This window comes from Nostoc sp. GT001, from assembly GCF_030382115.1.
Lineage (GTDB): Bacteria > Cyanobacteriota > Cyanobacteriia > Cyanobacteriales > Nostocaceae > Nostoc.
Genome location: NZ_JAUDRJ010000003.1, coordinates 4,210,308 through 4,237,026, shown reverse-complemented (window position 1 = coordinate 4,237,026; position 26,719 = coordinate 4,210,308). Strand labels below are relative to the sequence as shown.

The 26,719-nt window shown below is 40.5% G+C and carries 26 protein-coding genes and 1 pseudogene; 19 read left to right on the top strand and 8 right to left on the bottom strand.

The genetic code is table 11. From position 1 onward, the window contains the following. The first annotated feature begins 152 nt into the window (after positions 1 to 152). From QUD05_RS20875 to QUD05_RS20820, 12 genes are all read left to right on the top strand, one after another. Entirely contained in the window at positions 153 to 1,343 is a 1,191-nt protein-coding gene (locus QUD05_RS20875) for a choice-of-anchor tandem repeat GloVer-containing protein (RefSeq protein ID WP_289797736.1), read from the top strand. Positions 1,344 to 1,650: 307 nt separating this feature from the next. Further along, the gene (locus QUD05_RS20870) at positions 1,651 to 2,262 is read left to right on the top strand and encodes a hypothetical protein (RefSeq protein ID WP_289797735.1); all 612 of its coding nucleotides are present in this window, start codon (positions 1,651 to 1,653) and stop codon (positions 2,260 to 2,262) included. 14 nt (positions 2,263 to 2,276) lie between these two features. After that, entirely contained in the window at positions 2,277 to 2,648 is a 372-nt protein-coding gene (locus tag QUD05_RS20865; RefSeq protein ID WP_099101832.1) for a hypothetical protein, read from the top strand. Then, positions 2,602 to 5,349, top strand: coding sequence for a putative type IV secretion/conjugal transfer ATPase (locus QUD05_RS20860; RefSeq protein ID WP_289797734.1), 2,748 nt, complete (start codon positions 2,602 to 2,604; stop codon positions 5,347 to 5,349). Before QUD05_RS20865 ends, QUD05_RS20860 begins: the two co-directional genes overlap by 47 nt. Positions 5,350 to 5,616: 267 nt before the next feature. Next, positions 5,617 to 6,489, top strand: coding sequence for a hypothetical protein (locus QUD05_RS20855; RefSeq protein WP_289797733.1), 873 nt, complete (start codon positions 5,617 to 5,619; stop codon positions 6,487 to 6,489). Positions 6,490 to 6,616: 127 nt separating this feature from the next. After that, positions 6,617 to 7,666, top strand: a complete 1,050-nt coding sequence (locus QUD05_RS20850; protein WP_289797732.1) for a hypothetical protein — start codon at positions 6,617 to 6,619, stop codon at positions 7,664 to 7,666. Positions 7,667 to 7,781: 115 nt separating this feature from the next. Beyond that, positions 7,782 to 8,603: a hypothetical protein gene (locus QUD05_RS20845; protein ID WP_289797731.1), complete on the top strand. Its 822-nt coding sequence runs from the start codon at positions 7,782 to 7,784 to the stop codon at positions 8,601 to 8,603. A gap of 46 nt (positions 8,604 to 8,649) precedes the next feature. Further along, positions 8,650 to 9,342 (top strand): hypothetical protein, encoded by a 693-nt coding sequence (locus tag QUD05_RS20840; protein ID WP_289797730.1) that lies wholly within the window; start codon positions 8,650 to 8,652, stop codon positions 9,340 to 9,342. A gap of 8 nt (positions 9,343 to 9,350) precedes the next feature. After that, the gene (locus QUD05_RS20835) at positions 9,351 to 10,985 is read left to right on the top strand and encodes a TrbI/VirB10 family protein (protein WP_289797729.1); all 1,635 of its coding nucleotides are present in this window, start codon (positions 9,351 to 9,353) and stop codon (positions 10,983 to 10,985) included. 37 nt (positions 10,986 to 11,022) lie between these two features. Further along, on the top strand, positions 11,023 to 11,595 hold the full coding sequence (locus QUD05_RS20830) for a hypothetical protein (RefSeq protein WP_289797728.1): 573 nt from the start codon (positions 11,023 to 11,025) through the stop codon (positions 11,593 to 11,595). Between the two features lie 349 nt (positions 11,596 to 11,944). Beyond that, positions 11,945 to 12,184, top strand: coding sequence for a hypothetical protein (locus QUD05_RS20825; protein ID WP_289797727.1), 240 nt, complete (start codon positions 11,945 to 11,947; stop codon positions 12,182 to 12,184). Between the two features lie 64 nt (positions 12,185 to 12,248). Continuing rightward, positions 12,249 to 12,506 carry a hypothetical protein gene (locus tag QUD05_RS20820; protein WP_289797726.1) on the top strand — a complete coding sequence of 86 codons (258 nt, stop codon included), beginning with the start codon at positions 12,249 to 12,251 and terminating at the stop codon, positions 12,504 to 12,506. Between the two features lie 75 nt (positions 12,507 to 12,581). Here the strand turns inward: QUD05_RS20820 and plsY are convergent, their stop codons facing one another. The 4 genes from plsY to QUD05_RS20800 form a co-directional block, all read right to left on the bottom strand. Continuing rightward, positions 12,582 to 13,262 carry a glycerol-3-phosphate 1-O-acyltransferase PlsY gene (plsY, locus tag QUD05_RS20815; RefSeq protein WP_289797725.1) on the bottom strand — a complete coding sequence of 227 codons (681 nt, stop codon included), beginning with the start codon at positions 13,260 to 13,262 and terminating at the stop codon, positions 12,582 to 12,584. A 70-nt stretch (positions 13,263 to 13,332) separates the two neighbouring features. Further along, positions 13,333 to 14,607 carry a DUF3086 domain-containing protein gene (locus QUD05_RS20810; RefSeq protein ID WP_289797724.1) on the bottom strand — a complete coding sequence of 425 codons (1,275 nt, stop codon included), beginning with the start codon at positions 14,605 to 14,607 and terminating at the stop codon, positions 13,333 to 13,335. 136 nt (positions 14,608 to 14,743) lie between these two features. Beyond that, positions 14,744 to 15,130, bottom strand: coding sequence for a DUF3119 family protein (locus QUD05_RS20805; RefSeq protein WP_289797723.1), 387 nt, complete (start codon positions 15,128 to 15,130; stop codon positions 14,744 to 14,746). Between the two features lie 127 nt (positions 15,131 to 15,257). Beyond that, positions 15,258 to 16,052, bottom strand: a complete 795-nt coding sequence (locus QUD05_RS20800) for an MlaE family lipid ABC transporter permease subunit (RefSeq protein WP_094350672.1) — start codon at positions 16,050 to 16,052, stop codon at positions 15,258 to 15,260. Between the two features lie 495 nt (positions 16,053 to 16,547). On the opposite strand from QUD05_RS20800, the gene QUD05_RS20795 reads away from it, so the two are divergent. From QUD05_RS20795 to aroH, 3 genes and pseudogenes are all read left to right on the top strand, one after another. Next, positions 16,548 to 16,844: a hypothetical protein gene (locus QUD05_RS20795; RefSeq protein ID WP_289797722.1), complete on the top strand. Its 297-nt coding sequence runs from the start codon at positions 16,548 to 16,550 to the stop codon at positions 16,842 to 16,844. Between the two features lie 548 nt (positions 16,845 to 17,392). Beyond that, positions 17,393 to 18,215, top strand: a pseudogene (sppA, locus tag QUD05_RS20790) (signal peptide peptidase SppA). Between the two features lie 159 nt (positions 18,216 to 18,374). Continuing rightward, on the top strand, positions 18,375 to 18,776 hold the full coding sequence (aroH, locus tag QUD05_RS20785) for a chorismate mutase (protein WP_289797721.1): 402 nt from the start codon (positions 18,375 to 18,377) through the stop codon (positions 18,774 to 18,776). Positions 18,777 to 18,790: 14 nt separating this feature from the next. On the opposite strand, the gene QUD05_RS20780 is transcribed toward aroH, so the two are convergent. Both QUD05_RS20780 and QUD05_RS20775 read right to left on the bottom strand, forming a co-directional pair. Further along, on the bottom strand, positions 18,791 to 19,084 hold the full coding sequence (locus tag QUD05_RS20780; RefSeq protein ID WP_289800035.1) for a PIN domain-containing protein: 294 nt from the start codon (positions 19,082 to 19,084) through the stop codon (positions 18,791 to 18,793). A gap of 104 nt (positions 19,085 to 19,188) precedes the next feature. After that, complete coding sequence (locus QUD05_RS20775) at positions 19,189 to 19,548, bottom strand: YlcI/YnfO family protein (protein ID WP_289797720.1); 360 nt, start codon at positions 19,546 to 19,548, stop codon at positions 19,189 to 19,191. Between the two features lie 64 nt (positions 19,549 to 19,612). On the opposite strand from QUD05_RS20775, the gene QUD05_RS20770 reads away from it, so the two are divergent. After that, a complete protein-coding gene (locus QUD05_RS20770) occupies positions 19,613 to 19,810 on the top strand; it encodes a DUF4926 domain-containing protein (RefSeq protein WP_289797719.1) in 198 nt (65 codons plus the stop codon). 160 nt (positions 19,811 to 19,970) lie between these two features. Further along, complete coding sequence (locus tag QUD05_RS20765; protein ID WP_289797718.1) at positions 19,971 to 20,243, top strand: DUF2281 domain-containing protein; 273 nt, start codon at positions 19,971 to 19,973, stop codon at positions 20,241 to 20,243. Between the two features lie 28 nt (positions 20,244 to 20,271). Here QUD05_RS20765 and QUD05_RS20760 read toward each other — a convergent pair whose 3' ends face one another. Further along, the gene (locus QUD05_RS20760) at positions 20,272 to 21,162 is read right to left on the bottom strand and encodes a hypothetical protein (RefSeq protein ID WP_289797717.1); all 891 of its coding nucleotides are present in this window, start codon (positions 21,160 to 21,162) and stop codon (positions 20,272 to 20,274) included. A gap of 539 nt (positions 21,163 to 21,701) precedes the next feature. Beyond that, entirely contained in the window at positions 21,702 to 23,915 is a 2,214-nt protein-coding gene (locus tag QUD05_RS20755) for a phosphoketolase family protein (RefSeq protein ID WP_289797716.1), read from the bottom strand. A 187-nt stretch (positions 23,916 to 24,102) separates the two neighbouring features. Here QUD05_RS20755 and QUD05_RS20750 point away from each other — a divergent pair, with 187 nt between their 5' ends. Together QUD05_RS20750 and QUD05_RS20745 are read left to right on the top strand one after the other, a co-directional pair. Then, complete coding sequence (locus QUD05_RS20750) at positions 24,103 to 25,485, top strand: cytochrome P450 (protein WP_289797715.1); 1,383 nt, start codon at positions 24,103 to 24,105, stop codon at positions 25,483 to 25,485. 430 nt (positions 25,486 to 25,915) lie between these two features. After that, a complete protein-coding gene (locus QUD05_RS20745; RefSeq protein WP_289797714.1) occupies positions 25,916 to 26,671 on the top strand; it encodes an LmeA family phospholipid-binding protein in 756 nt (251 codons plus the stop codon). Positions 26,672 to 26,719: the final 48 nt, after the last annotated feature.

The window sequence follows — 26,719 nt, the reverse complement described above, 5'->3', positions numbered from 1 at the left end:
ATCTGTGGTTTTCAAGCCGAGATGCATAGCAATCACTTTTCAGATTGGTATTAGCCATGAGTAACAGCGATGCCGAAGGCGGGCTACGCCTACGCAAAACCCGTTAGAACTAGCTACTATTCCGTCTCCACCAAACTTTTTTGAGGCATTCAATGAACAAGATTAATCTGTACAAACAACACCAGACCAAAAATAGGGTATTGATTTTTACTTCTTTGACTGTTTTGGCTTCTTCATTAGTACTACCCTTCCAACAAGCCTTTGCGGCAACATTGACTACTGTTGTAAATTTCAACGGCACTAACGGAGCTAGGCCAGAAGCTGGTGTACTTAAAGGTAACGGTACTGACAACAATCTTTATGGAACTACTTCTGCTGGTGGCACTTCTGGCAAAGGAACCGCATTCAAGTTAACTCCTACTGCTTACACGACTCTGACTACACTGATAAACTTCACTGGAACCTCTGGAACCAACAAAGGGACTAATCCAGTCGCTAGATTATTTCAAGCAGCCGATGGCAATTTATATGGCGCAACCTTTACAGGTGGTGCAAGTGACCTCGGCAGTGTGTTTAAGTTGGCGAAAACAGCTTTTACAACCCGACAACTCTTGCAAATTTCACAGGCGCTAATGGGGCTAACCCAGCAGGCCCGACTGATTACAGGTACTGATGGTAATTTGTGGGGGACAAGCTCTACAGGTGGTGCCAATAATAAAGGAACTATATTCAAGGTTTCGCCTACTACCGGGGCACTCACCACTGTCGCAACCTTTAGCGGTACTAATGGAGCAAATCCATTAGCAAGATTGCAACTGGCTAGTGATGGAAACTACTACGGCACTACCTCTACCGGGGGAGCAAGTGGTAACGGAGTTGTGTACAAGTTAACTCCCGCAGGAGTACTGACTCCATATAGCTTTAGTGGTGCTAATGGGGCAAATTCGCAGTCTGCATTAATTGAATCTGGTGGATTCCTCTACGGCACTTCTAAACTGGGTGGAGCCAACAATAAAGGAGCTGTATTCAGGTTTCCGCTCGGTGGCGGTACACCCGTTTTAGTTGCCAGTTTTAATGGTACCAATGGGGCCAACCCAACGGCTGCACTCATAAAAGCAAGCAATGGTAACTTCTATGGCACAGCTTCTGCTGGTGGGGCAAATAACAAAGGAGTTATCTATCAGCTGACTGGGGCAACCATCACTGGCTTAATTAGTTTTAATGGTACTAATGGGGCAACGCCAGAGTCGACGCTAATTCAGCTCTCAAATGGTGCCTTTTACGGTACTGCCTCTTTTGGCGGTAGTTCTAATCTAGGAACTGTGTTTAAGTTTGTAATCTAGTTCCAAATTTAATCGGCGTGTAGAAAATGGTAAAACGTACATTTGAACGTCTACCATTTTTCTACAATCGATGTAAACTTAATCTCGATATTTGCAATCCAGCTTCTCAAATCAGAGAAATTTAGTTTTAGATAAATCTTAATATCATGTTAACTTAACTTCAGAATACTAATGTAAAATATAGAACTTTACTACAGGTTGATAATTTGATTAATAATGAATGATGTTAAAATATGTTTAATTGTAGTAGTTGTAAAATTTGATACAAACAAGGACAAATTATAGTACACCATAGGAAAATTAGCAAATGTTTAGACAAAGTTCTCACGAGAGAAACTTTTTCAAAGCTTTAACTGTTAGTGCGGCGAAAGAATCTCACAAGTTAAGACGGGCATTTAAATCCTGTCTGACTATTTTGCTTGAATCTGTACCTTTTTTGATTGCTTGTGCTGTATTGGTTAGCGTTATCAGCCTCAAAAGTCCTATTCTGGTCTTTTGTTTACTTGTAGGTAGTTTAATTGCAGTCATCACCCAGCAAATTGGTCAGCAAGTGAATTTACCAAGGCGATCGCTAATATTATTACAAATTTTAGCAGCAGCGATCGTTCTGAGTTTATATTGGTTAGACTGGTTTGCAGCCCCCGCACAAGCACAGTTTTTTGGGGAAGCTGAAAAGTTTTTCAAAAAAACCTTAACAGCAAACAACGGTGGTGCTGGCGAAACTCCAGTAAGCCTGATATTTAATGTGTTACGGGCAATTTACTTACTTTATATTGCAATCTCCCTAGTTGGTGTGATTAATGCAGTGCGTAAAGATGAAGATTGGCAAAGCATCGCCAGAACTCCCCTATTAGTGGTTGTTGCTGTTACCATTGCTGATGTACTCACACGCTTTGTAATCGGCGATAGCAGTAGATAATTCAAATATTTCAAATGTCTCAAGAGCGGGAACAAGAATTTCGTCCAGTCAATCAGGTTCTGGGAAGTCAACCTTCATTAGGGCCAATTCCTGCCGATCAAATTCTTCCTTGGACGGTAATAGCCTTAGCCTCCTACTTTATTATCAATGGGATTTTTGGAGGTCTTTTTGAAGAAGAGTTTCAAAAATGGTTGTGGACAGTACTAATGACTGGTTGGGGAATAGGAACTTGGTGGATTTTAACTGGTGGTAGGAGTTGGAGTTTTTTAAGTAAATTTATTGGCGTTCCCGCTTGGACAAGAGGCTTTGCTCGTTATCAAAGCTTACTGGAAGTTAACCATGAAGCAAAAAATCGGAAAACAAAGCGTCGGCATCGCCGGAAATGAAAGTAGATTAACGCCATTTGAAGACGCCTTGCACTTGGCGACAATGCTGCGTGTTGCAATGAATGGACGTGATATTGGCGCTTACCTGTTGACAAAAGGTACTCAAAAAGATCGGTTCTGCTTTGTTTTTGGTTTTGATTGTAAGGGAATTCATACCACCTTAAGACCTGAACAAATTGATACACTTTTTAATAACATTGAAGCTGGATTAAAAGACATTCCTAGCGGTGAAAGGATGACGCTGCACTTGGGTTCTTTTAGTTCAGATAAAGAGCGCCAAAAAGAGTTAGCAACATTAATCAAAAATGCGCCATCGCGAGACATCAAATATTTGTTGATGGCGGAGAGAGCCAGAATTAAAGAACTTACTATATCTGGAATTCGTAAACCTAAATTTTTGCGGATTTATGTAACTTACACCATTGAATCTAACTCACAACACGCAGATGATTGGATAGAAAAGCTTTTAGTCAAAGCTGAATCCTGGTGGTTGAAATTTAAAGGCGATCTTTTAGAAGTAGAAAATCAACGTATTGAAACCCTGATTACAAATGCTTACAACCAGGGTTTTCTCCGTTGGGAACAAATCTTATCTAACAAAATGGGATTGGATGTCAAACCTTTGACTGCTGATGAACTNTTGGGGGAAATCTGGAAAAGGTTTAATGATACGCAGCCAATAGATATTCCCCAGTTAATGACTTTAGATGAAGAAGGGTTACACGAACAAGTTAATTCCGATTTAGCTAGTACTAAATTACTTCTAGACAATATCCACGGCACAACTTTGCTGATGGAATCTAGTGTACCTTGTGCCGATCGCCGCTGGGTTAATGTTAATAATCGTTATATTGGCGCACTGTCATTTCTGGAAAAACCCGGTGGTTGGGTTAATAAATCGTCTCAACTGCGCTATTTATGGGAACTGTTGGCCAGAGAAACAGTAGTAGATACAGAAATTTTTTGCGAGTTGACTGCTGCCAATCCAGCATTGGTAAAAACTACTTTGCAACGAGTGCTGAAGCAGTCAAACATGACAACAATCATGGCTCAAGAAAAAAGTAAAACTATTGATGTCAACGCTCAATTAAAGTTGAAGAAGTCGGTAGCAGCGCAAGAGCAGTTATTTGAAGGTGCAGTCCCGATTTATACGAGTCTCGCTATTTTAGTACATCGTCCAACTTTAGAAAAATTAGATGAGGCCACAAGATATATTGAAAACTGTTTTCAACGTCCAGCCAGAGTAATTAGGGAAACTGAATATGCCTGGAAAATTTGGCTGCAAACTCTACCAATAGTTTGGGAGGGTTTATTAGCAACACCCTTCAACCGTCGCCAACTATATTTAACAAGCGAAGTTCCGGGATTAATGCCTCTAGTTTTAACCAAAAAAGGTGACAAACAAGGCTTTGAGTTGATTGCTGAAGAAGGCGGAACACCCATACATTTAGATTTATTTAATCAGCACAAAAATTTAGCTTTGTTTGCGACAACTCGTGCTGGTAAATCGGTATTGGTGTCAGGAATTTTAACTCAGGCTTTAGCGCATGGGATTCCGGTTGTGGCGTTAGATTTCCCTAAACCTGATGGGACATCTACTTTCACTGACTACACAGAGTTTATGGAGAGGAATGGAGCCTATTTTGATATTTCCAAACAATCGAATAACTTATTTGAGCAGCCAGATTTACGATCGCTAGAAGCAGAACAACAGCGCGATCGCTTTAACGATTATACCGCCTTCCTGGAATCAGCGTTAATGACAATGGTTTTAGGATCGTCCACTGAAAGTCAAATTTTATCGCAAACCGTGCGATCGCTGCTCAACCTCGCTTTAGAAGCCTTCTTTAGAGATGAGGGCATCAAAGAGCGATATCGACAGGCAATGGAGGGAGGATTTGGCACTCTTGCTTGGCAGAAAACCCCTACCTTAAAAGATTTTCTCTTCTTTTGCTCACCAGAACACTTGCAGTTAAGTTCTTTAACTGGCAGAGTCGAAGACGCCCTCAGTCAAATTCAGTTACGCTTACGATTTTGGCTTTCTAGCCGCGTGGGACAAGCTATTTCTGCACCATCCAGCTTTCCAACCAATGCACAACTGTTAGTTTTTGCTCTCAGAAACCTATCGGATAGTGAAGATGCAGCCGTACTATCCTTGAGTGCTTATTCAGCCGCACTCCGACGTGCATTAGGTAGTCCAGCTTCCATATTCTTTATTGACGAAGCACCAATTTTATTTGAGTTCGAGCAAATTTCTGATTTAGTTGGTAGAATTTGTGCGAACGGTGCTAAAGCCGGTATCAGAGTCATCTTATCAGGACAAGATCCTGACACCATTGCTAAATCTAAAGCTGCATCGAAAATATTGCAAAACCTGACAACACGGTTGATTGGACGCATTCAGCCAGTTGCAGTGGATAGTTTTGCAGACATCTTGAAATATCCCCGCCAAGTTATTTCTCGTAATGCCTCAGAAAGCTTTTTTCCCCGCAAAGAAGGCGTTTATAGCCAATGGTTATTAGATGATAACGGTATTTATACGTTCTGCCGTTACTATCCAGGTTACGAACAATTGGCAGCAGTTGCTAATAATCCTTATGAACAAACTGCACGTAGCCAAATGATGCAACTTCACAGTGATAAATATGAAGCAATTTCTGCGTTCGCACGTCAATTAGTGGCCACTCTGCGTAGTAGTTAATTGAGTTATTGAGGCAGTTAACAGTGAGTCAAACCATTTTGGATTTTAGATTTCTGATAGTTTAGCATTAGCGAGTTACGAGCGTCTTTTAGATTTACTGCACCCACTATTAGGTTGTAGCTTAAGGATTTTAGATTTACAGTGCATTGCAACGGGAGTTGAACCGAAAAACTAATTCTATTATCCAAAATCTAAAATTAGCACGGTTAAAAAGCTAAATTTTTACCTCACTATATAATGTAGTCTACCTTTTTCAGGCACAGATGTATGCGAAAAACTACCATTTTTACTTTTACCTTACTATCATCTCTCGCAATACTACCAGCGATCGCACAAGTTCAGACAGGCGGATTAGGTCAGGTTTGGACTGACTTTCAGTCATATTCCAAAGATATGCAAGATTACTTTCAGCATAATAATTTGAAGGATACCTTAAACCCTTTAGAAGAAGGTCAGAGTCGAATTGCTATTGAGAATGCCAAGGGAGATTTAAAGATACCTAACCCCGTCATCGCGGGACAAAAAATTCGTGATGATGTAATTAACTACTCTTATAATTCAGATGCTAAATCAAGTCGCTTTGAGAATAATTCAGCAGTGCGGGGAAATTTAGTTAGTAATGAACTTAATCGTATAATTACCCGTGGAGTCGCAGTAGGTGTTCTCGGTAAAAATGGACAAACTAGGACAAAAATAAAGTTAGAAAATACAGAGAAAAGTCTGGAAGATATTGAGGGATTTGCCCAGGAAACAGAGGGTAGCAATAATATATTTCTTGAGAAAATTAAGTCCGGTATTGCTAACGTAACTAAAGATGCACTTAAAGCCTCTGAACCAACAGTAAATGCTATTTCTGGATTAGCAGAATTGCTAGGTGTTAGTCAAGTGCAAATGATGAAAATTCAACAGGAACAAATAAAAATTGTAGCTGAGACATTTGGTCAAACATTACAAACAAATCAGGCTTTGCAATATTCCAACTTAAATTTAGCAAATATTTCTCAGCAAGCGGAAGAAGCTAATCGCGCTCGAAGAGTAGAAACATCAACAGAAGCAGCGCGACTTTTACGAGCAACTTCTCAACTAGATTTGTTTGGCAGAAACGTTAATAATAAGGATTTGAAACTAAAAAAACTTTAACTTTCCAAAGAGCTTTTAAAATCCTTTAACTGATGACAGCCAACAAAAAATCTAAAAAAAGTCTGGTAGAGTGCGTTACCTTCTAACGTACCCTACTAAATCTAAGAAAACAGCCGATAAACTCAAAATGCAACTTGCTATTAAACTAATTTTTGCCCAAGTAGGCATCGATCAGATTCTCGATACTGGTGCTGCAACTTCCCAAAGCCTTGCCGAAGGTTGGGATAAACAATGGCTGGATTTATTACAAAATAACACTAGTAATAATTTGTATGGAGCGCTGACTAATCTGGGTATTTTTTTTGCTGTAGGAACCTTGTTATTTTTTATGATACAATTCCTCAAAGACTTAATATCCTACGAATACAGCCGTCCCATATCAGCTTTAATTTGGCCTTTTATTGTGGTAGTACTCTTAAGTAATTCAGGCAATGGAAGTATACTTTCTAATCTGACACTGGGAGTGCGGAATTTTTTAAACACTGTAAATCAGCAAGTAGTGGTATCAGCAGATGCAGACAAAGTGTACCAGCAAGCGCTGAATATGAGTGTTGCTGAGGAAGTAGCTGGTTCTTTACTACGTCCTTGCCAATCACTAACTGGCGAACAACAAACTCAATGTTTTGTTAAAGCTGCTGATAAAGTTAACGTTCTCTGGCAGAAATATAGAAATACTTATGGAAATAAAAGCTGGATAAATAGACTACAAACTAAGGTAGATAATATCAGATATGGTACTGGCATTGTATCAGAAACCTCTTTTAATTCTCTGTTAGGTTCTACAGTCCAAACGAGCATCAAAAACTTTTTAGTTTCCTTACAGTATGCCTTCCAGAATTTGATAGAAGCTACGATGTTATTAATAGCAGCTTTAGGCCCAATTGCTGTAGGTGGATCTTTACTACCTGTAGCTGGTAAACCAATTTTTGCATGGCTGACCGGCTTTTTATCTATTGGAATCGCCAAAATTTCATTCAATATTATCGCTGTGCTGACTGCCGCAGTGATTGTCAATGGCTCAGGTCAAAATGCTAATGTCGATCCAGATTTAATGTGGTTCATAATTTTTCTGGGAATTTTAGCACCAATTTTATCTTTAGTTGTGGCTGCTGCTGGTGGTTTCGCAGTCTTCAGCGCTATCAGCAGTACGGCTTCTTTAGTAAAGGAGAGGATATAGAAAATTCAAAATTCAAAATTCAAAATTAATAAACTACTTACAACACTTGTAACTAGTAAGTATATGCAAAACATCATATATAATAGCTGAAGTTTTTGCGGGAAGAGGTGAGGAAATGGTGCGTTTACTAGAAAAAAGACAAAGAACGGGAAGTGTTTTGACATTTTTTGCGATCGCTACCTTCAGTTTACATATATTAGTTTTATTTTTATTCTTATTACAAGGGCTAAATATTCGCCAACTTAGTTTGAGAAAACCTCCCAACTTTGTACAATTAATCAATGGCAAACCAGTAGCTAATATTGATGATTTAGCAAGAGAACCAGAAATAATTCGCCAATTTATCAGCAAAACGATGATATCAATGTTTAGCTGGTCTGGAACCTTACCACCACAAAATATTGAAGAAGTTGCAAGCCCCAAACCAGATTTAGGAATACTTATTAATACACCTCAAGGTGGTAGCCAAAAAATTAGTACCAGCAGTTGGGTAGCTAGTTTTGCCTTATCAGAAGACTTTCGTAAAGGTTTCTTAAGCACAGTTGCAGAAATGACACCGCCAGAAGTTTTCTCTGAAAATCCCAACCAAGCGATGACTTCACAACTAGTAATTAAGAGAGTTTATCCGCCAAAACAAATTGCACCAGGTAAGTGGCAAGTGGGTATGGTAGCCGACTTAGTTCAAAAAAATCGAGTTGGTGGTGCAAGACTTATAACTCCTTTTAATAAAGATTTCCTTGTACGTGCAGCAGATTATTTTGCTAATCCCCAAGTAAGCAATAGCACCGACTTGCAAAAAGCAATTTATAGTGTTCGCACTGATAGACTAGAAATTTATGAAATTCGTAACTTATGTTTGCTAGATGACTACAACTTGAACGCAGATAAATCAAAACCATGCGGAACTGGACAAACATCTGATAGGTTTATCAGATAATCGATTTTTTACGTAAAGATAGTTCAATTTATAAGATAAATTATTAATGCAATTACTCAAACCAGAAAATAAGAAAAATAGCCCCTTACCGTTGTTGGCAGTAGGAACGTTTGGTTTACATCTATTTACCTTGCTGTTACTAATATTTCACGGGTCTATGTTACAACAGTTAGGCCGACAACTTACACCTCAAAGTTTAGTGCAACTTGTTGATGGCCATTCTATAACAGTAGACCCCCAACCCAATTTAGAGCGGCAACCAGAGACTATTCGGCGTTTTGTGGGTGAAACTATGAGTTTAATGCTTACCTGGTCAGAACAACAGCCACCAACACAAGTCTGGGAAATTACCTCCCAACTGGTAGCTGATGATTTTAAAGAAAAACTTAAATCAGAAATTACTAACTTAAATCCAGATAGCCAATTTGAAAATGTTAATAGAGGAGCGGAAAATGTCTTAGTAATCCAAAAAGTTTCTCAACCGAAAGCAATAAGTAATGGAAAATGGAAAGTAGAGATACTTGCCAATCAATTAATTTTTAACAGTTATGATAAATTAGGTAAATCAGTTTCTTTTAATAAACAAATTTTAGTAAGAGCAATAGATCAGCCTGTAACTTCACTAGCAAATGCAGCACTACCGTCGCAGTTTGCAGCTTACCGCCTTGGAGAAGCCAGATTAGAAATTTATAATATATGTGAAATTAAAGATAATAATTGTTCTGGAAATCCAAACTAGGCTCTACCATGACCCGATACTCAACTCCTGCCCAAACGCCTCCCCAAAATGGATTTACTCTAACTACCGACGATCGCCAACCAGAAGTAGAATCTGTAGATTGGGAATCGCGGATGTCAAGGTTGGTCGGTTTTGAAGAAGAATCTTCTTCTAGTGACACCGAAGGCTCAAAAGACTCTGCAACGCCGCCAGAGCCTCTTTCTCAACCACAAGAAGTTCAGACTAAGCAAGCACTCTCATCTAATCCCTTTGCCAAGTTAGGCTTGGTAGGGGCTGCTACCTTAGCGATAGTTTTGGTGGGTGGTGTGTTTTTATCTCAGTTGATGAGTAGCAGCAATCAAAAACCAAAAAATATTGTTTCTCCACCAGTGCAAGAGCAGCCCACTGATGAATCCATATCTCAACAGATGGAAGGCCAAATAGATACTCTCAAAACGAAATTAGCTCTGACTGAACAAGCACAGATGGTGAAAGCTGCCCAACAACAGCTGAGAATTGCCAAATCAACGCCGACAGTAGCCTTACGACAACCCTCAGTTAGCCAGAAAGTGATCCCAACACCCCCACCAACAGCTTACGTACCTCGGACAGTGACAGTTGAGCGCGTCATTAGAGTACCTGCTTCTCAACCTTCGCTATCACCCCAGCCACCAGTTGTGAACCCTACTCAACCAGTAGTTAATCTAACTCCACCAACTCCACCAAGCCCATTTGAAGAGTGGGCAAGGTTAGCAAAGTTAGGTAGCTATGGTCAAGTTAATGCTAGCAATCAACCTACTAGTAATATAGCTACTTTGGAACCTCCAACCAATGCGCAGCCGCAGCAAGAGACGCCAAACCCCAATCCCGACTCTAATCCCGAACAAACGTCACAAACCCCACAACCAGAAAATTCTGCGGTCAGTCAAGCCCAACCGCAGGGACAGAAATCTGTAGCAGTTGGGAGTAGTGCCAAAGCTGTGTTGGCGACAGCAATCTTTGGAGAAACTAGTAATAAGTCAGGCGGTGGTGGTGATGCAGACGAAGCGAAAAACGTATTTGTAATCCGATTGAAAGAACCACTAAAATCTACTGATGGTACAGTCGCTCTACCCGCAAACACCGAATTCCTCGCTGAAATTGGTTCGCTTTCTGAACAAGGTCTTTTGCAGATGAACGTAGTCAAGGTGATCTCGCAAAATAATGGCAACCCCACAGAACGAAGCTTACCCAACAATGCAGTTATTCTTCGCGGTACCCAAGGTAAACCTTTAATCGCAAATAAATATCCCGGTCAAAGTTCGTCTATAGCCTCGATGGATGCAGGACTATTTGTTTTGGGAGGTATTGCTAAAGCAGCAGAGTTAGTAAATCGCCCTGATACAAAACTCGTGCCATATTCCATAGAATCAAAATCTCCCAACACTAGCACCGAAGACCCTAACGATACCACCACCAACACCTCCACTGGACTTGTTAGTGAGACTGAGAATAAACGCGACCTTGCAGCCGGGGTTTTAGAAGGTGGTATGAACTCTGTAGTACCCCAAATTGCCCAACGCAATCAACAGGCGATCGCCCAAATGTCTCAACAAGGTGGTGTTTGGTTTTTGCCAGCAGGCACAAATATTGAAATATATGTGAATCAAGCAACTCAGTTTTAAGGGGTAATATTTATACTAATTTTAGATATTTGCAACCATGAAAAAGAATATTAAATTGTCAGGAAATAATCCAAAACGTTCTTATTTCCTACCTATAGCTTCCTTAATTTTCTCGGTTGCTATGTTCTGGTTGGTAGGTCGCGCCGTAGCTAATAACGCCGTTCTGCGTTCCATTTTTTCCTGTCAAGCACAAGGTTTAGGGGGACTAGTACCTACGGTTGATGTCTGGTATCAACAAGGAACAAACTTAAGTTTTATTCCGGCTGGAGAAATAATTAAAAAAGTTTGGTTAAATGACCCATCACAAGTAACTATGGATTTTGATGGGCCAGTATGTATGCAGTTTGGCAAAGAACCTAATAGTAGTTCAGGAGATTGTAAAAACTCCGCAGCAAATGTAATTCAACTCAGACGAATTCAAAAACTGGACATTCCTGGACTTCCTCCCACTACCAATACACTTTTAACAGTTGTTACCGAAGCGCAAGGGAAAAACAAGTTGTATACTTTTCGAGTGATATATAAAACAGATAATCCTGAATATCACACCTTAGCAATTTTTCCCGATCCTTCTGGACAGGAAGGAGCTTGTTCAAGAGTTTTACAATAAAGTTATAGCAAAATTACCCGATAGCCATAGAAGTTTCCCCTCGACAAAAAGCGTTGACTCCTACGTATGTCTGCATTGTGGCCGATCAAAAGCCCTGCTATAATTCTCTGCATATAAAAAAGGTTACGAGAGATTTAAGTCTTTGGGCAGTTTTATTTCTTTACGTAGCACGCTTAAGATAACGTGTGAGGTAGTCCTGTAGTTCAATCACTTGAAAAACGCTATAACTTAACAGATTTGACTGACTTAGGTATTTTTAGCCTACATCTTTATAAATCTTCAGATAAAAACTAACCACAAATTCCAAAATTGTGTAAATATAAAGAAAAGCTTAAGAGGTTACAGACTCATGGTGACAGCGAAAATGATGCAACAGCTTTGGGCTGTAATCGAGTCTACCCAGGTCAACACCCTGCTCCAGTTTGACGATGCTGCTTTAGTACAATTGCTTCTCCAGCAGTTAAAAGCCAAGCAGGCGCTTGATGCCCAGGCAGATAGCACTCTAAATACTTATATAAAATCTAAACTGCCCCTAATTCGTGATACGGCTGAGGGTCGATTATCTTTAGGGCAAGGCAGCAATCATTAGTCTGTAAAAATCAAATGATTGCTCGCTGCCAAGCATACGCTCAGAGTTGAAACAGTGGAATATTATGAATAACTGGCTAGTAATTGCCCTAGTAGCTTATCTAATTGGAGCAGCGATTGAAGGGGTGAGTGCAGCCAGTCAGCTATCTCATTCAATGCCAGAATTAGCTAAAAACACACAAGCTCATCCTTCAGAGTCTGACACTGAGACTAGTTCAACTTGGCGAGTTGTGGCCGCCATCGCCTCAGTCAGTATTTGTGGAGCTTTTTTGTGGCCTTGCCGCCTTTTCCACCGTTTAATTAAAGGCAATGTTCGTTCCTAAGCCTAAAACATTAATACTGGAAGAAGCTCTCCTCTTCTGAGAGAAGAGTTGTGAGTTTGGCTCCCGATTACCTATTCATACAGTTTGTTCGGGTTCTGTCGCTACAGGTTGCCCAATTTTCGGCTCCGTTCCCGCAAACAGTCGTTCAATATTAGTGCGATGGCGCAAAATCACATACAATCCACCAGCAATCCCAAACAGAATATAGGGTAAGGGTTGATGCAAAATTACCATGAAAATGGGAACTGCGATCGCACCTGCTATTGAACTCAAAGAGACAATCCGCGATATCGCCACAACGACGGCAAACACACCCGCTGTTGCTAAACCTACCTGCCAACTCATTGCCAACAAAATCCCCAAACTGATAGCAACAGATTTACCACCAGTAAAACCCAAAAAAATTGATTTACTATGTCCCAGAATGGCAGCTAACCCAGATATGGTTACTAGCCACGGTTGCCACAGTTGTACATCTACCGTTTGAGGGATATAATTTTGGATTGGTTCAAAGTTAAATAACCAATAAACTAGAGCGATCGCTAATACTCCCTTTAAGGAATCAAGTACTAAAACCAATGCTCCTGGCCCTTTGCCCAAGGTTCTTAGTACATTAGTTGCGCCAGTGGAACCGGAACCAACTGCCCGAATATCAATACCTTTTAACTGCTTCACAGCAATGTAGCCAGTGGGAAAAGAACCCAGCAGGTAAGCTATGACCACAATTGCTCCGCACAGAGTTAACCAAATAGCCATAATACAATTCAAAATTCAAAATTCAAAATTCAAAAAAGTCAAGAGGTATTACTCTTGACCAATGACTCATTTAAAAGTCGTCATCATAGTTTCTCACCATTTTGGGGTCAGGAGCAAAGGCTAACCATAGGGGAAATTGCAAGAGTGACAAACTGATTTGTTCTTCTGAATCGTCAATGATAATTAAGGGCAGTTGATTGGCTTTCGTCAATCGGTCTGCTTTTTGAGCGAGAGCGTCAGATGCCTCAAATAATACCACACCCCGGTCTGGGCCGAAATCTGGGCGACCGATTCCTAGACAATCTTGCAAGCCACGCCGCCATTCGCCTAATCGCTCCGGTGTATTAGCTAAGACTAAAGTACGGACGCGATCGCCATAAAGCTTGTGTAATATCGAAATTGCAGCTGAGGCAATCAGAATATTTTGTAAGCGGCTACCCATTGTCCGCAAACCACCCCTTCCTCCTTGGGTAAAAAACCAGTTGGAGATTCGTTCAGCGTGGATTGGTTCAAAGGTACGGCGTAGTTGCCACGGTGGCCCGTAGTAATCTGGTTTATTGCGGTATTGGTCAATTAGGCGGCGAATTTGCTTTGTAGTATCTTGAAACTGCTGTTGGGCAAATTGGGGTATTCCAGGTTGGGGTTCAGCTGGTTTAGCCTCTTTTACAGCTGGTTTTTCTCGTTCCACTACACTTGGCGTTAGTTGCAACTGCTCGGCGGCAGAGGCCAAATCCTGTAAGCTACCCGTGAGATAGTCTTTAAAACCCTGCACCCGAATTGCCAAGTCTTGGGATGCACCAGCAAAAGTGGTTCGCATCTCATTGCGGATACGTTCTTGTCGGCGTTCTAATTGTTCTACAGAAATTTGCAGAGTTTGTTTGCGTTGTTCTAACTGCACCAATGACTCTTGCACGAGTCGCCCCAGTGAGGTTTGAGTTTCACTCACCTGTGTCTGAAGCTTTTCGTAAGAAGCTTGCAGCTTGGCTATTTCTGACTTAAGAGCTACTTCAGCACTCTGCAACTCTGCTATCCGCTGCTCTGCTTCTGTATATAATGAATGATTTCCTGATTCTATTTCGGACCCCAGCGCGACATTTTCCGCTTCTAACTGCGTTACAAACTCGCCATTTAAATTTTCTGTTAGCTCTACTGTAGAATCTACCACTTCTGCATTGGAAATGAGTGGTTCAAAATTTGTGTAGTCCTCTGATGAGCTAATGGCTTCTATGTCTACCACTGACTCAACTGATGGATTTACTGGATGTTCAACTGCATTGTTTTCTTCTAGTTTCTCTGCCAACCGCTCATCAATTGGTTCTGGGGTTTGAGATGCCTCTGGGTTCATAAACAATAGTGTAATTCCTATGATGCGAATAAATAGCTTTCAGAAATATTACAATTGACCTGCCATAAAAGTCCTGAGCATGAGTGCTGAGTTCTGAGTCTATATCAAAACGACTCAGCACAGATGGCACTCAGCACTAAATACGCGGACAACGTTGTTCTAAACAAGTTTTCAAGGTGTTGGGGTCAAATAAAATCGGCAAAAAGTGAATACTTTTAATTTCTTTAAAGTAAAACAAAATGGGGACTCTATTCCAAAATATCCGCCAGTTTTGCCATTCCTGGTAGGGAAAGCGCCGAATCAATTTTTCGCCTCTGTAAATATCTAAGTCGGTAGCGGTAAATTGCAAACGCAACGTTAACGCCTGAAACATGAGAAACAAACCAAACAGCGTGAAAACAGAGCCTACCCAAGGTTGTACCAACAGTAGTGGAATCGCGGCAATCACCAACACTATCGGTATATTGTAACTAGGCTTGAGTTCCACAGTTGATATGGAGTTAGAAGTAAATGAGCTGGTCACAGTTTTAAATCCTGCTTTGTTTAGTAGGCATCTCTCCTATTTTAGGAGTCAGGAGTTAGAAGTTAAGAGTTAGGAGTTATGAGTTAAAACTCCTCACTCTTAACTCTTAACTCCTCACTTCTAACTTCTATAGCCCTATGAATGCACTGCCAGTCCCCTGAAACATTAACCAAGAAAGAAAGAAGTTGCTCACAAATATAATCAGCAAGGCAGTCACAACAGCAGTTGTAGTTGACTGTCCTACACCTTTAGCACCTCCTGTTGTCGTCAACCCCCAACTGCAACCAATTACAGCGATTAAAATACCAAAACAACACGCCTTAATCATGGCGCTTAAAATATCCCAGATACCAAGGAAGTTACGTGCTGAGTCTAAAAATACTGTATCAGACAGGTTGTAGATATTTGTCGCAATGATGAATCCTCCAAACATTCCCGTTATCAAAGACAGGAGGGTTAAAATTGGTAACATTAAACAGCAAGCAATAACGCGGGGAATAACTAGATAATCGATTGGATCTGTTTTTAACATCAACATGGCATCGATTTGCTCTGAGACTCGCATGGTACCGATTTCTGCTGCAAAGGCAGAACCGACTCGTCCCGCCAAAACCACTGCTGTCAACACAGGAGAGAGTTCTCGTGTCAACGCTATCGAAAGCACTCCGCCGATAATGTTTCCGGCGCCAAAGTTGATAAATTCCCGCGCCACTTGAATGGTAAACACCGCACCAACGAAAATAGCCGTCAATAGGGCAATAAATAAGGAATCTGGCCCAACTGCTGCCATTTGTTCTAAGGTGTTACGCCGATGGATTTTGCCCCTCAATAGGTGAACTAGTACTTGCCCACCCAGAAAAATCGCCGCCAGCAGCCGCTGACTCCATTCCCCTAAACTGGATTTGGATGTAGTCTGGTTCAATGTTCTGTAGCTAACTCGGTAACTGCCTTAAGAATAGCGGAAGTCATGGGAATGGGGAATGGGTATTGGAAATTGGGCATCCCTTCTCTGCGAGACGCTACGCGTAGCTTGCTTCCCTGGAGGGGTACGGCTACGCTCAGGGCAAGTGGGCATTGATTATTATTCTCAGTCTCTCTGCTCTCCTGCTCCCGACTCCCGAATAAGACTGAATATTAACTTAGATTAAAGATGTTCTCAGAAAATGAAGCTGTTCTGAAACGTGCTGCAAAGCAATAAATAAGTAGTACACTGGGCTATAATCTTTATTCTGCAAGGCTTTTCTAGATTTAAGTTTCTTTATATATCCCCAGCATAGGCTGTAACTACTACCCATTTATTTTAATGAAAACTTAAGATTTTTGACAGATTCGCTGCTCTGGGGCGATCGCTCGTATTGTAGAAAATGACAAACCGCTATCTTGCTTTTGTCACCTCTACTCACGGAGTTTGTCTTAAATGACTATTTTTACTAACTTTCTCCGCTCGCTACTACTTACAATCATTTTTAGTTTTGTCGTTCCCATGTTCCTCATTGGCGGCGGATTGCTTTTTATATCCCTCATCGGTAACATTCCTGGCTTACAAGAGTTAACCGAGGCAATCGCTACTGAGATTATGCATTTTCTCGCCACCTTCGGCAGTGGAACTCCCCTACGCGGATTATTTGTAATTAGCTTGACCTTTAGTTTCGTTGGCGCACTGTTTGATATGTTTGTATATTATCGGCATCAAATTTTACGTTTAAATTCTTAAGTAGTAAAAATAGCTTTGTCTGGGGATTAATTATGGGCTGTAGAAAACAGGAAAAAGTGATATTTCCCAGAGTGAAAGTACTACTAGTCTTAACCTAAATAGAGATGAGTGTTGCTGAATGAATTTGTATTAATTAAATTGAGTGTCGAAGTAATTGATTAAATATTTATATATTCATTAGTTATTAGTGATTAATTACTGACAACTAGTGAACGTGCGCGACCTGAGTCAAACCAGTCCTCAAACATTTAAAAAGCCAGAATAACAAGGCATCGAGAGCTTTTAATTTTGCAAAATAGCTAAAATAGCCTTTCTAAATCATCAGGTTAACGCTAAACTAGAGTTTGGCATTTTATGCTAACTGTAATCTTTGAGGATTTGATTAGTATTAATCGAGAATATCAAATAAAACTCACTGAAAAATATAAAAATTTCCTTAAAATTCTGACGATCGCAATGCCTACTCATGTTTCTTAACAGAGGAAAGCAGGTCGTCTGACCGTTGGGGATCTTATATTGAATTTATTACGAGGTATGTTGACGAGCTCATGGTTTGGCCGTTTAAGCCCAAGTTTAAAAAACAAATTGCGCGGATTGAAATTACTGGTGCGATCGCTGAGTGCTACTCGCAAACGCGTCCTAGAAGCCCTGAAAACTGTAGAAGAAAAAAAGTTTCCGGCATTATTGCTACGTATCGATAGCCCTGGCGGTACAGTCGGAGATTCTCAAGAAATCTACAGTGCCCTGAAGCGTTTGCGCGAGAAAATCAAAATCGTCGCTAGCTTTGGCAATATTTCGGCTTCTGGAGGAGTATACATCGGTATGGGAGCCGAACACATCGTTGCCAACCCAGGTACAATTACGGGCAGCATTGGTGTGATTCTGCGTGGGAATAACTTGGAACGCTTGCTAGAAAAAATTGGTGTCTCCTTCCAGGTAATTAAGTCTGGCCCTTACAAAGACATTTTGGCTTTCGATCGGCAACTGACCGAACCAGAAGAACACATCCTGCAAGAATTGATTGACACAAGTTATCAGCAGTTTGTCCAAACGGTAGCTGATGGCCGTTCTTTAACGGTAGAAGCTGTAAAAAGTTTCGCCGATGGTCGGATTTTTACTGGACAGCAAGCCCTAGCCTTGGGTGTTGTAGACCGCTTGGGCACAGAAGAAGATGCCCGTCGTTGGACAGCAGAACTGGTTGGTCTCGATCCAGAAAAAACTCTCTGCTATACCCTAGAAGAACGTAAACCCTTATTGAGTCGCTTTATACCAGGAAGTCGTCAATTTTCATCAGGAATTGGGGCTGGTATTGATTGGCTCGAATTTGAAATGTCTACTAGTGGTTTACCTCTGTGGTTATATCGACCCTAATATGAGTTAGGAGGAGCCAGTGCGGTCTTGGGGTTTCCCCAAGTGGAGCAACTAGCGTTTATGAGTGAAGAGTTATGAGTTAAAAATCTTAACTTCTCATTCTCAACTCCTAACTCCTCACTTTTGCGTTTTAAGGAGGATTTTGGCGTGGACTGGCAAATGCGGGCTATTCGCGGAGCAACAACCGCTTCAGAAAATACTGTTGAGACAATTCAAGAGGTAGTTACAGAACTACTCAATGAACTGGAAAACCGGAATCAATTCCAGCCAACGGACATCATTAGTGTGACTTTTTCAGTGACACGCGATTTGGATGCAGTTTTTCCAGCTGCGATCGCAAGAGCGCGTCCTGGTTGGGATAATGTGGCTATGTTGGATGTGCAGCAAATGCACGTCGAAGGCAGCTTACAGCGCTGCATTCGCTTCTTAATCCACGCCTATCTGCCAGCCTCCGCCTCAATTCATCATATTTATTTACGCAACGCCGCTAGCTTGCGTCCCGACTGGAGTTTGCCTCAGACTTTACAAGCATCACAGCAAGCAGTTAAATCAAAAGTTTAAAATACTTAATATTTTTAGGTTAAATCCAGTTTTCCAGCCTGCAAATTAGAAATGCGGCTGTAGTGACGAGTATTGTTTGTTACTAAAGTGTAATTTTCTGCAACTGCAACACTAGCAATTAGTAAATCAAATTCAGCAATAGTTTGTCCTATTTTACTGAGTTCTGCTTTTAATTCACCATACTTTCTCAGAGCAGGAGCGGTTAAAGGTAGAACGGGTAAGTTTTGAATAAAGTCTTCTGCACGAGCTAAATTTTCCAATACTCGTTGAGAATTATAAGCACCAAAATATAATTCAGCAACCGTGATGCTGCAAATACAAATTTGCTCCCATCCTATTTATCTAACTTTATTTTTGACTGAATTAATATCCTTAACTCAATAAATGTAAGTATCAGTATCAAGTAAATAAGTCATAGACTAATGTCATTGTTAGAAATAGTACGGCTATCATAAATATCTTTGACTATTTCCTCAGCAGTACGTTCATCTTCCCAAGGGCCAAGCCTTTCCATAAACGTGTCTAGTGAATGCGATTTTGCCTGGTGTTTAGATGAGAGAATGATTTCATTTGCTATCAATTGATTTGCTTCTGTCACTCCTAATTTTTTGGTTTCCTCTTTAGCTATAACCATAATTTGCATCAAGGTTATAGCCTGACGCAAAACATCACCTTTATTTGTACCTATTTTATTTGCTAGTTCGTCTAATATCTGATTTAGTTCAGGTGACAAATCTAGGTTTAAGCGAACCATCTTTTGAGTGTTAGTCATGGTTCCATCCTTATCTAAAATCTTAATTACATTATAGTTGGCTGAGGCTGCAAGATTGATAGCGATGATTCAAGAACTCGATCGGGTTATTTTGACTAGGGATCTCCCAAAACATAGCTTAGAAGAGGATGATATAGGTACAGTTGTTTTCGTGCATCAGGGTGGCAAAGGATATGAGGTTGAATTTGTCACATTAGATGGAGAAACTGTGGCAATTGTTTCACTCTACAGCATACAAGTACGTCACATTGGTAGAAAATAAATTGCGCGATCGCGCGTGATAAATTAATGTAAACAGTGCGATGTATACTTCGTAAATTTATCCTCTTGAGCCTAACGATTGAAGTCGCGGCTAAAGGCATACAGCCAAATAATACTTGAAAATTTAAAATATATTTAGTTTATACGAGACGCTAGATAAAATGAGTATTGAAGAAATTATGATAGACAAGGTAAGAATATTACCTCCTGATAAGCAACAAGATGCGTTAGATTTTGTAGAATTTTTACTTGCAAAAATACAAAAGCAAGAGTTATCTTCTCAAGATAAAAATTTAGGGGTTTCAGCTTTGAGTTTGGCTCAACAATATGTTGGTTGTGTGGAAGCAGCGAGTGATTTGTCTACTAATAAAGATTATATGGATGGTTACGGTTCGCGATCAGGCGATAGGTATTGCCCAATCTTTAGAGTGTGATACGTGTATATTATTTTGTTGTAAATGCTTATACAAAAACTTTTAGTGGATGATTCATCTGTTTTGTTTGATCTAGTAAATGATCGTGCTTTAGCTTTTGCATCTCTTCTTTAAGAGTTTTCTGAACAATTTTGACGATTAAAGCTTCTAAGTCTGATACTGTGAGACTACTTAGAAGCTGGTCTGATGTTGGTTGGAAGTTTTGCATAGAAAATATTTCTGCATCCTGATCTATTAGTGTAACTGATGTTTGTTTTTCTATTTCAGAGTAATTTAAGGATTCACTTGTAATCATATTTTTAGTTATTAAAGGATTTTTTTTATTCCAATTTGACACAATTTCAAAGTAACCTGTGGCATCTTCTAAACAATACTCAAACATATTTAATAAAATATCTATCCAGCCCCTTTTTCGTAAAAATACTTTGTTGGGATTTTTACGAAAATACTTACCGTCAATTTTTTTATTTACTTTGATTTCAAGTTGTTCAAACAAACCATTTAATCCTTTATAGCCATATTCTTGCGAGTAATCTCTAAAATCAAATAGTTTTATTTCATTAACATTTGGATATATTGATAGAGCTTTAAATCTGTTTCTCAACGTTTTTAGATCACTCTTTTTTATCTCGAAGCCGATAAAAGTTTTGTTTTTCAGCCTAGAAATATCTTGCATAATTTCCTTAACAAGTTGCTCTTCCTCAACTTCAAACTCTAAAAATTTAACTTTGATATATTGCTGATTAGTTCTTTTGAGAAGCCGAGTAATAGTGTATCCATATATTCTTTGTACTGCTTTTCCCTGTACCTGTAAATAATCCGGCCAAAATTCTAAGTCAAGAAAAACCAAATCATAGATAGAATCATTAGAAAAGTTATTGATAAATTGGCCATCAATCTTGACCTCTATCTTATACATAAAATATTTTGGGAATTATTTACACATTAAAAATATACAAAAAAATAATTACAATCAAAACAGGATATACACGTATTGAACCGCTAATCTATTTGCGTTTGATCTGCGTGCATATGCGGTTAGAAATTCAGACTTTTCTAGTTACAAAACCCAACCTTAATGAACTAAAGCGATCGCACTTTTTGTCAAGCTTCCACAGTGAATCCATTAAACGCCATGTTTTCTATAAAAATATCGGGTTTCATCCTGGCTTGTAAATCAAGTTTTGAACTCGTAAACTAGCTTTTGCGACTTGAAAAGTAGCTTTTCTGACTTCAAAAGCAGCTTTTCTGACTTCAAAACCTGTTAATGTTAAAGAATTTCAGTAAATCTAACCACATTTATTTATAAATTAATCTTAATGCCTTAGAATTAATGCCTTAGAAATTCTCATAAAAAAACGCAAATATACGCATTAAACGCAATTTTTCAGCATTTCCATACGTACATTTGCGATAAAATAAAAAACGATACCTACGGCTGGCTACGCCTACGCAGCTTTAATGCACTAATGCGATCGCACGTTTCGTTAACGCTTCAGCAGTCAATCCATTAAATGCCATCAACTCGCCAGCACTCGCGGTAGTCTCCCCACGCTTCCAAGCAAAGGTGTCGCGCTTCGCCGTACTCCGCAACAGAATCGGTTCTAACATCGCCGCAGCACCACCTGTCACCGCAATTAGCGCATCACCATCAAATAATTTGGCAAATGCTGCATCATCCAAGAAACCGCCTTCGGGTTCAGAACAGGTATCCCACGCGGTATCATGACTACGGTACAATTGCCGAGGATTGATCACAGAAACTATTTTCACGCCAATACCTTCAGTTTCTAAGAAAGCCGCAGCTTCAAATACTGGCATTAATGTCATATCGCCAATTACAGCAAATACAACTTGTTTATCACCAGCAATTTCATGTAATAACACTGCACCATCGCGTAACCCTTGACGAGTTTCTTCTAAAGTTGTGCGAATTGGTAACGGCGATTTACTTGCTGTAATTACAATTCCCTTATTCTTGGTTTTCAAAGCCCAGTCATAACAGGCTTGAATACTATTAGCATCAGGGGGAAATAATGGGAAAACATTTCCATTTCGCATCAACGAAGCAAAGTAAGCTTCAATTTCTGGACGTTGGTGAGTCCAACCGTTACGCCCTTGCTCTAATGCACCTGCTGTGAATAAAGTAATAGTCGAGGGAGTTTGACGGCGCAATTCTGCCATTGATTGGGTTACAGTTTGCCAAATTGGTAATCCGTTGATGGCAAAAGATTCGTAAGAACACCACAAAGTTCTCGCACCCATTAACGCTAAACCCGCAGCTAAACCGGCACAAGCATCTTCACTCAATGGTTCATAAACTTGTCCATTTGGTGCTTGATTATATAAGTCGTCGGTTGTCGGGTGGATAATCTTTAATGCTTGGTTGATGTTGGCAATTCCTGATGCTTCGTTACCATCGGCGTTGGTGACGAGGAAATTTCGATCTTTATTTCCAACTATTCCTACCAATCGTCCCATTGCGGTTGTGGAAACTTTGGCTTCACCTCCAACTGCATATTCTTCTAAAGGTAATTCGCCTAATTCTGGTAATGGAAATTCAAATTCTGTCACCACAGTTTTTGCTGCTGGGCCACCACCTGCGCGTTCGGCATTTGTTCTGACTAATTGCCAAGCTTCCGCAGATAAAGCACGGGTTTGCAATGCACTGATAATATGTGGCGCATCCAACGTATCTTTAGGATATAAGTTGTGAGATTTTGCACCCCGCGCGTGGACTCCTGCACCTTTGAGTTGTTTAATAATGAAGACGGTAAGTTTACCACCAAGGGCCGATCGCGCTGCTTTATCTACACCCGAAAGTACTGCTTGCGTAAATTCTAGGCGTTTCTCAAAGGAGAAAGCCGTACTATCAACGTAATCCCCTGGTTGGTTTTGATCGTCAAAATCTTTGGCATCCACTAACACGACTTCATCAAAACCGTTACCTTGCCAATATGCTTGCATCTGTTCATTGGTTTTGAGGGAAACCATGCTGTGATGTTCTTGGCTGTAACCGTTCCACACTAACACCGGCAAGAAGTTGGTGACAGCAGGATAAGCTGTATGGAAGTGAGCGATCGCACTTACAATATAAGGCTCACCCAATCCACCATCCCCAACTGTAAAGGGGAATAATTTATCTTTGTGCAACAGTGCAGCCGCCATTGCAAAGTGTTGCCCTTGTCCTAAAGGCCCCGCAGGTGCGAGAATACCAGGAATGTAACCAGAAAGGTGTCCTAATAGTCCGTGCTTTTCTCGGAAGCGATCGCGCAATTGTTGGACTGTAAAAATTCCCATGTCCTCTAGCGAACGATCCAAGAACATGGCACTATAAAATCCGGGGGCGTGGTGTCCGACTTCGGTAATGATGTTCTTGTATCCCAGCATGACAAGAGATGCGTAAGCTTCTGCTTGGCTAGCAAATCCGCCGGGATGCCCAGAAGCCTTACTACCAGTAACTTGCAAAGTCAGGTAGCGTAAGGCATCGGCGGCAAGTAAAGTTTGATATACAGCTGCTTTATCTGTGGGAAATGCGATCGCGATTTTGCCCGACTCAATAGCAGGTGTTGCACCATAAGTTTCAAAATTTGGTAAAGCTTCACCAAAATATTGAATCCCTTCCGAAAAATTAGGAAGCGCTGAAGATGCCTTTGCGGAGATTGCAGTCATGCTGAGTACCTTTTGACGATGAGGTGAAACTGTAGATGCTCGTTGAATTTAACCAAAATTTTACATCTTCGAGGTTGTAACAGTTTATTGCTTTTTTGCAACGTTAGAATAAGTACTTTAAATAGTTACGCAACCAAGATTTCAATTAGTTGAAGTAGCAAAAAAATATTAAGTAGGAAAAAAATTTATGAAATTCCCAAATGGGCCGCAAACTCCAGCAGTTGTACAGATGCTGCGCTGGGTTGTTAATCCGATGTCATTTATGGAGGCTTGTGCCAAAAGCTATGGCGAGATTTTTACTCTCCGATTAGACAAAAATCTGCCTCCTATAGTGATTGTCAGCAACCCCGAAGCGCAACAGCAAATTTTGACAAATGATACCAAAGAATTGGAAGCACCTGGCGATTTGAATCAGCTGTTTGAACCTTTATTGGGCAAGCATTCTGTGATTACTATCAGCGGCGCAGAACACCAGCGCCAACGTCAGTTGCTAATGCCTCCATTTCATGGCGAAAGAATGCGGAACTATAGCCAGGTGATTACCGATGTCACCAAGCAAGTTATCAGCCAATACCAAATAGGTAAACGCTTTAATATTCGGTCTGCAACTCAAGCTATTACCTTACGGGTGATTATGCAAGCTGTATTTGGTCTATATGAAGGGCCTCGCGCCGAAAAACTACAGCACTTTTTGGGCGATCTTTTAGAAAAAGCCAGTTCTCGCTTAAGTGTAGCTTTGCTTTATTTTCCAGCTTTGCAAAGGGATTTTAGGCCGATTAACTTCTGGGGAAAACAGAAGCGCCTTCAGCAAGAAGCTGACGAACTCATCTACCAGGAAATTCGAGAACGTCGAGAACAACCAGATTCATCACGCACGGATATTCTTAGCTTACTCATGGCTGCTAGAGATGAAGCCGGTCAACCCATGACCGATGAAGAGTTGCGCGATGAATTGATGACTCTGTTAGTCGCTGGTCACGAAACCACAGCGACAGCCTTGGCATGGGCATTATACTGGATTCACAAAATACCATCAGTGCGCCAAAAGCTACTGCAAGAATTAGATAGCTTGGGCGACAACCCAGATCCCAGCACCGTTTTCAAGTTACCTTATCTCAACGCTGTTTGTTCCGAGACATTGCGGATTTACCCAGTAGCTATACTAACTTTGTCAAGGGTAGTCAGAACCCCGATATCGCTAGGTGGTTATGAATTAGAATCGGGTACAATCCTACTTGGTTCTATTTATCTGACCCACCAACGGGAAGATATTTATCCAGAACCTAAGCAGTTTAAGCCAGAACGCTTTTTAGAACGGCAATTTTCCGCTTATGAATATTTGCCCTTTGGCGGTGGTGCTAGGCGCTGTATTGGGCTGGCATTTGCCCAGTTGGAAATGAAGCTTGCACTTGCTCAAATCCTTTCTAGTAAGGAATTAGAACTAGTTAATAAAGGTGAAGTGCTACCTAAACGTCGTGGTTTGGTGACAGGCCCAGATCGCCCCATTGAGATGGTTGTCAGGAGTCAACGTCAGGTAAAGTCTCCCATTTTACAGACAACCACTGTTTGATGCTGGGGGGTTTGATGGTTGCGTTCAGCAAATTTTTTCCTCGTTTTTCCTCGTTCCCAGTCTCCGACTGGGAACGAGATAGAGGAGAGAATAATTGCGATCGCTGCATACAGCACTTCCGGCAGCTATGAGGTACATCCTCAAAGCTGAAAGCTATGATAGAAAAGGGCAAAAAGAAAAACTGTACTGTATTGCATAATAGCTGTCAGTGCTTTAACCCAAGTTTTTCTAGTCCTCTTCTAGAGGACTTGCACCATTAGACAGGGAATTCTATTCCCTGGCGGTCTGTATTGCATAATAGCTGTCAGTGCTGTAACGATCGCAGTCTTATTTCTAAATCACAAATTACCTATACCCCAATATAGATTTACTCTCCAGAATTAGCCTTTACAGTTATGAGTAAGAGGACATTTAGGAGAATTAATAATTCATGCCTGATGAGCATCGGTTAGAAGAACAATTTCTATCCCAAGAAGCTGAAAAACAAATATCCAATCAGCTAGATGAAGTAGAACAAATAGAAATAGATGTAAAAACCGATCTGTTAAAAATACTTCAGGGACAGGCAGATGGAGTTGCGGTTGCAGGGCAAGGATTAGTCATTAAAGAAGACATTCGCGTACAAGAAATAAAACTGCAAACAGATAGTATTGCCATCAATCCCTTTAGCGCTCTTTTTGGTCAAATAGAACTTAATGAGCCAGTAAATACAATTATTCGCGTTGTACTCACAGAAGTAGATATTAACCGTGCCTTGACCTCAGACTTTGTTCGTAGCCAGATGCAAAACTTTGGGTTGAATGTAGATGGGGAAATTGTCAGTTTTGAGCCAGAAGAAATTCAGGTATTTTTACCTGGTGATGGCAAAATAGAATTTAGGGGAAAGGTGTTGTTAAAGGAAATGGGAAATACTCGCCCTTTAGCTTACACTGCGATCGCTCGCCCACGAACTCATTCACAACCCGCGATGCTGGAGGGTTTTAGCTGTACTGAAGGAGAAGGGATTTCCATAGAATTAATTACAGCGTTCATGCAGAAAGCTAAAGAACTGATGAACATACCATCTTTTAAATGGGAGGATATAGCTTTTTCTATCAAAGATATAGAAGTACAAAAAGGTACTTTAATACTGATGTTAGAAGCTCAGGTAAAACAAATACCCTCATCAAGTTTAATCTCTCTTTAGTAGGATTGACACTATTTAAAGATAATTTTTGTTACTGAGGGATGATGT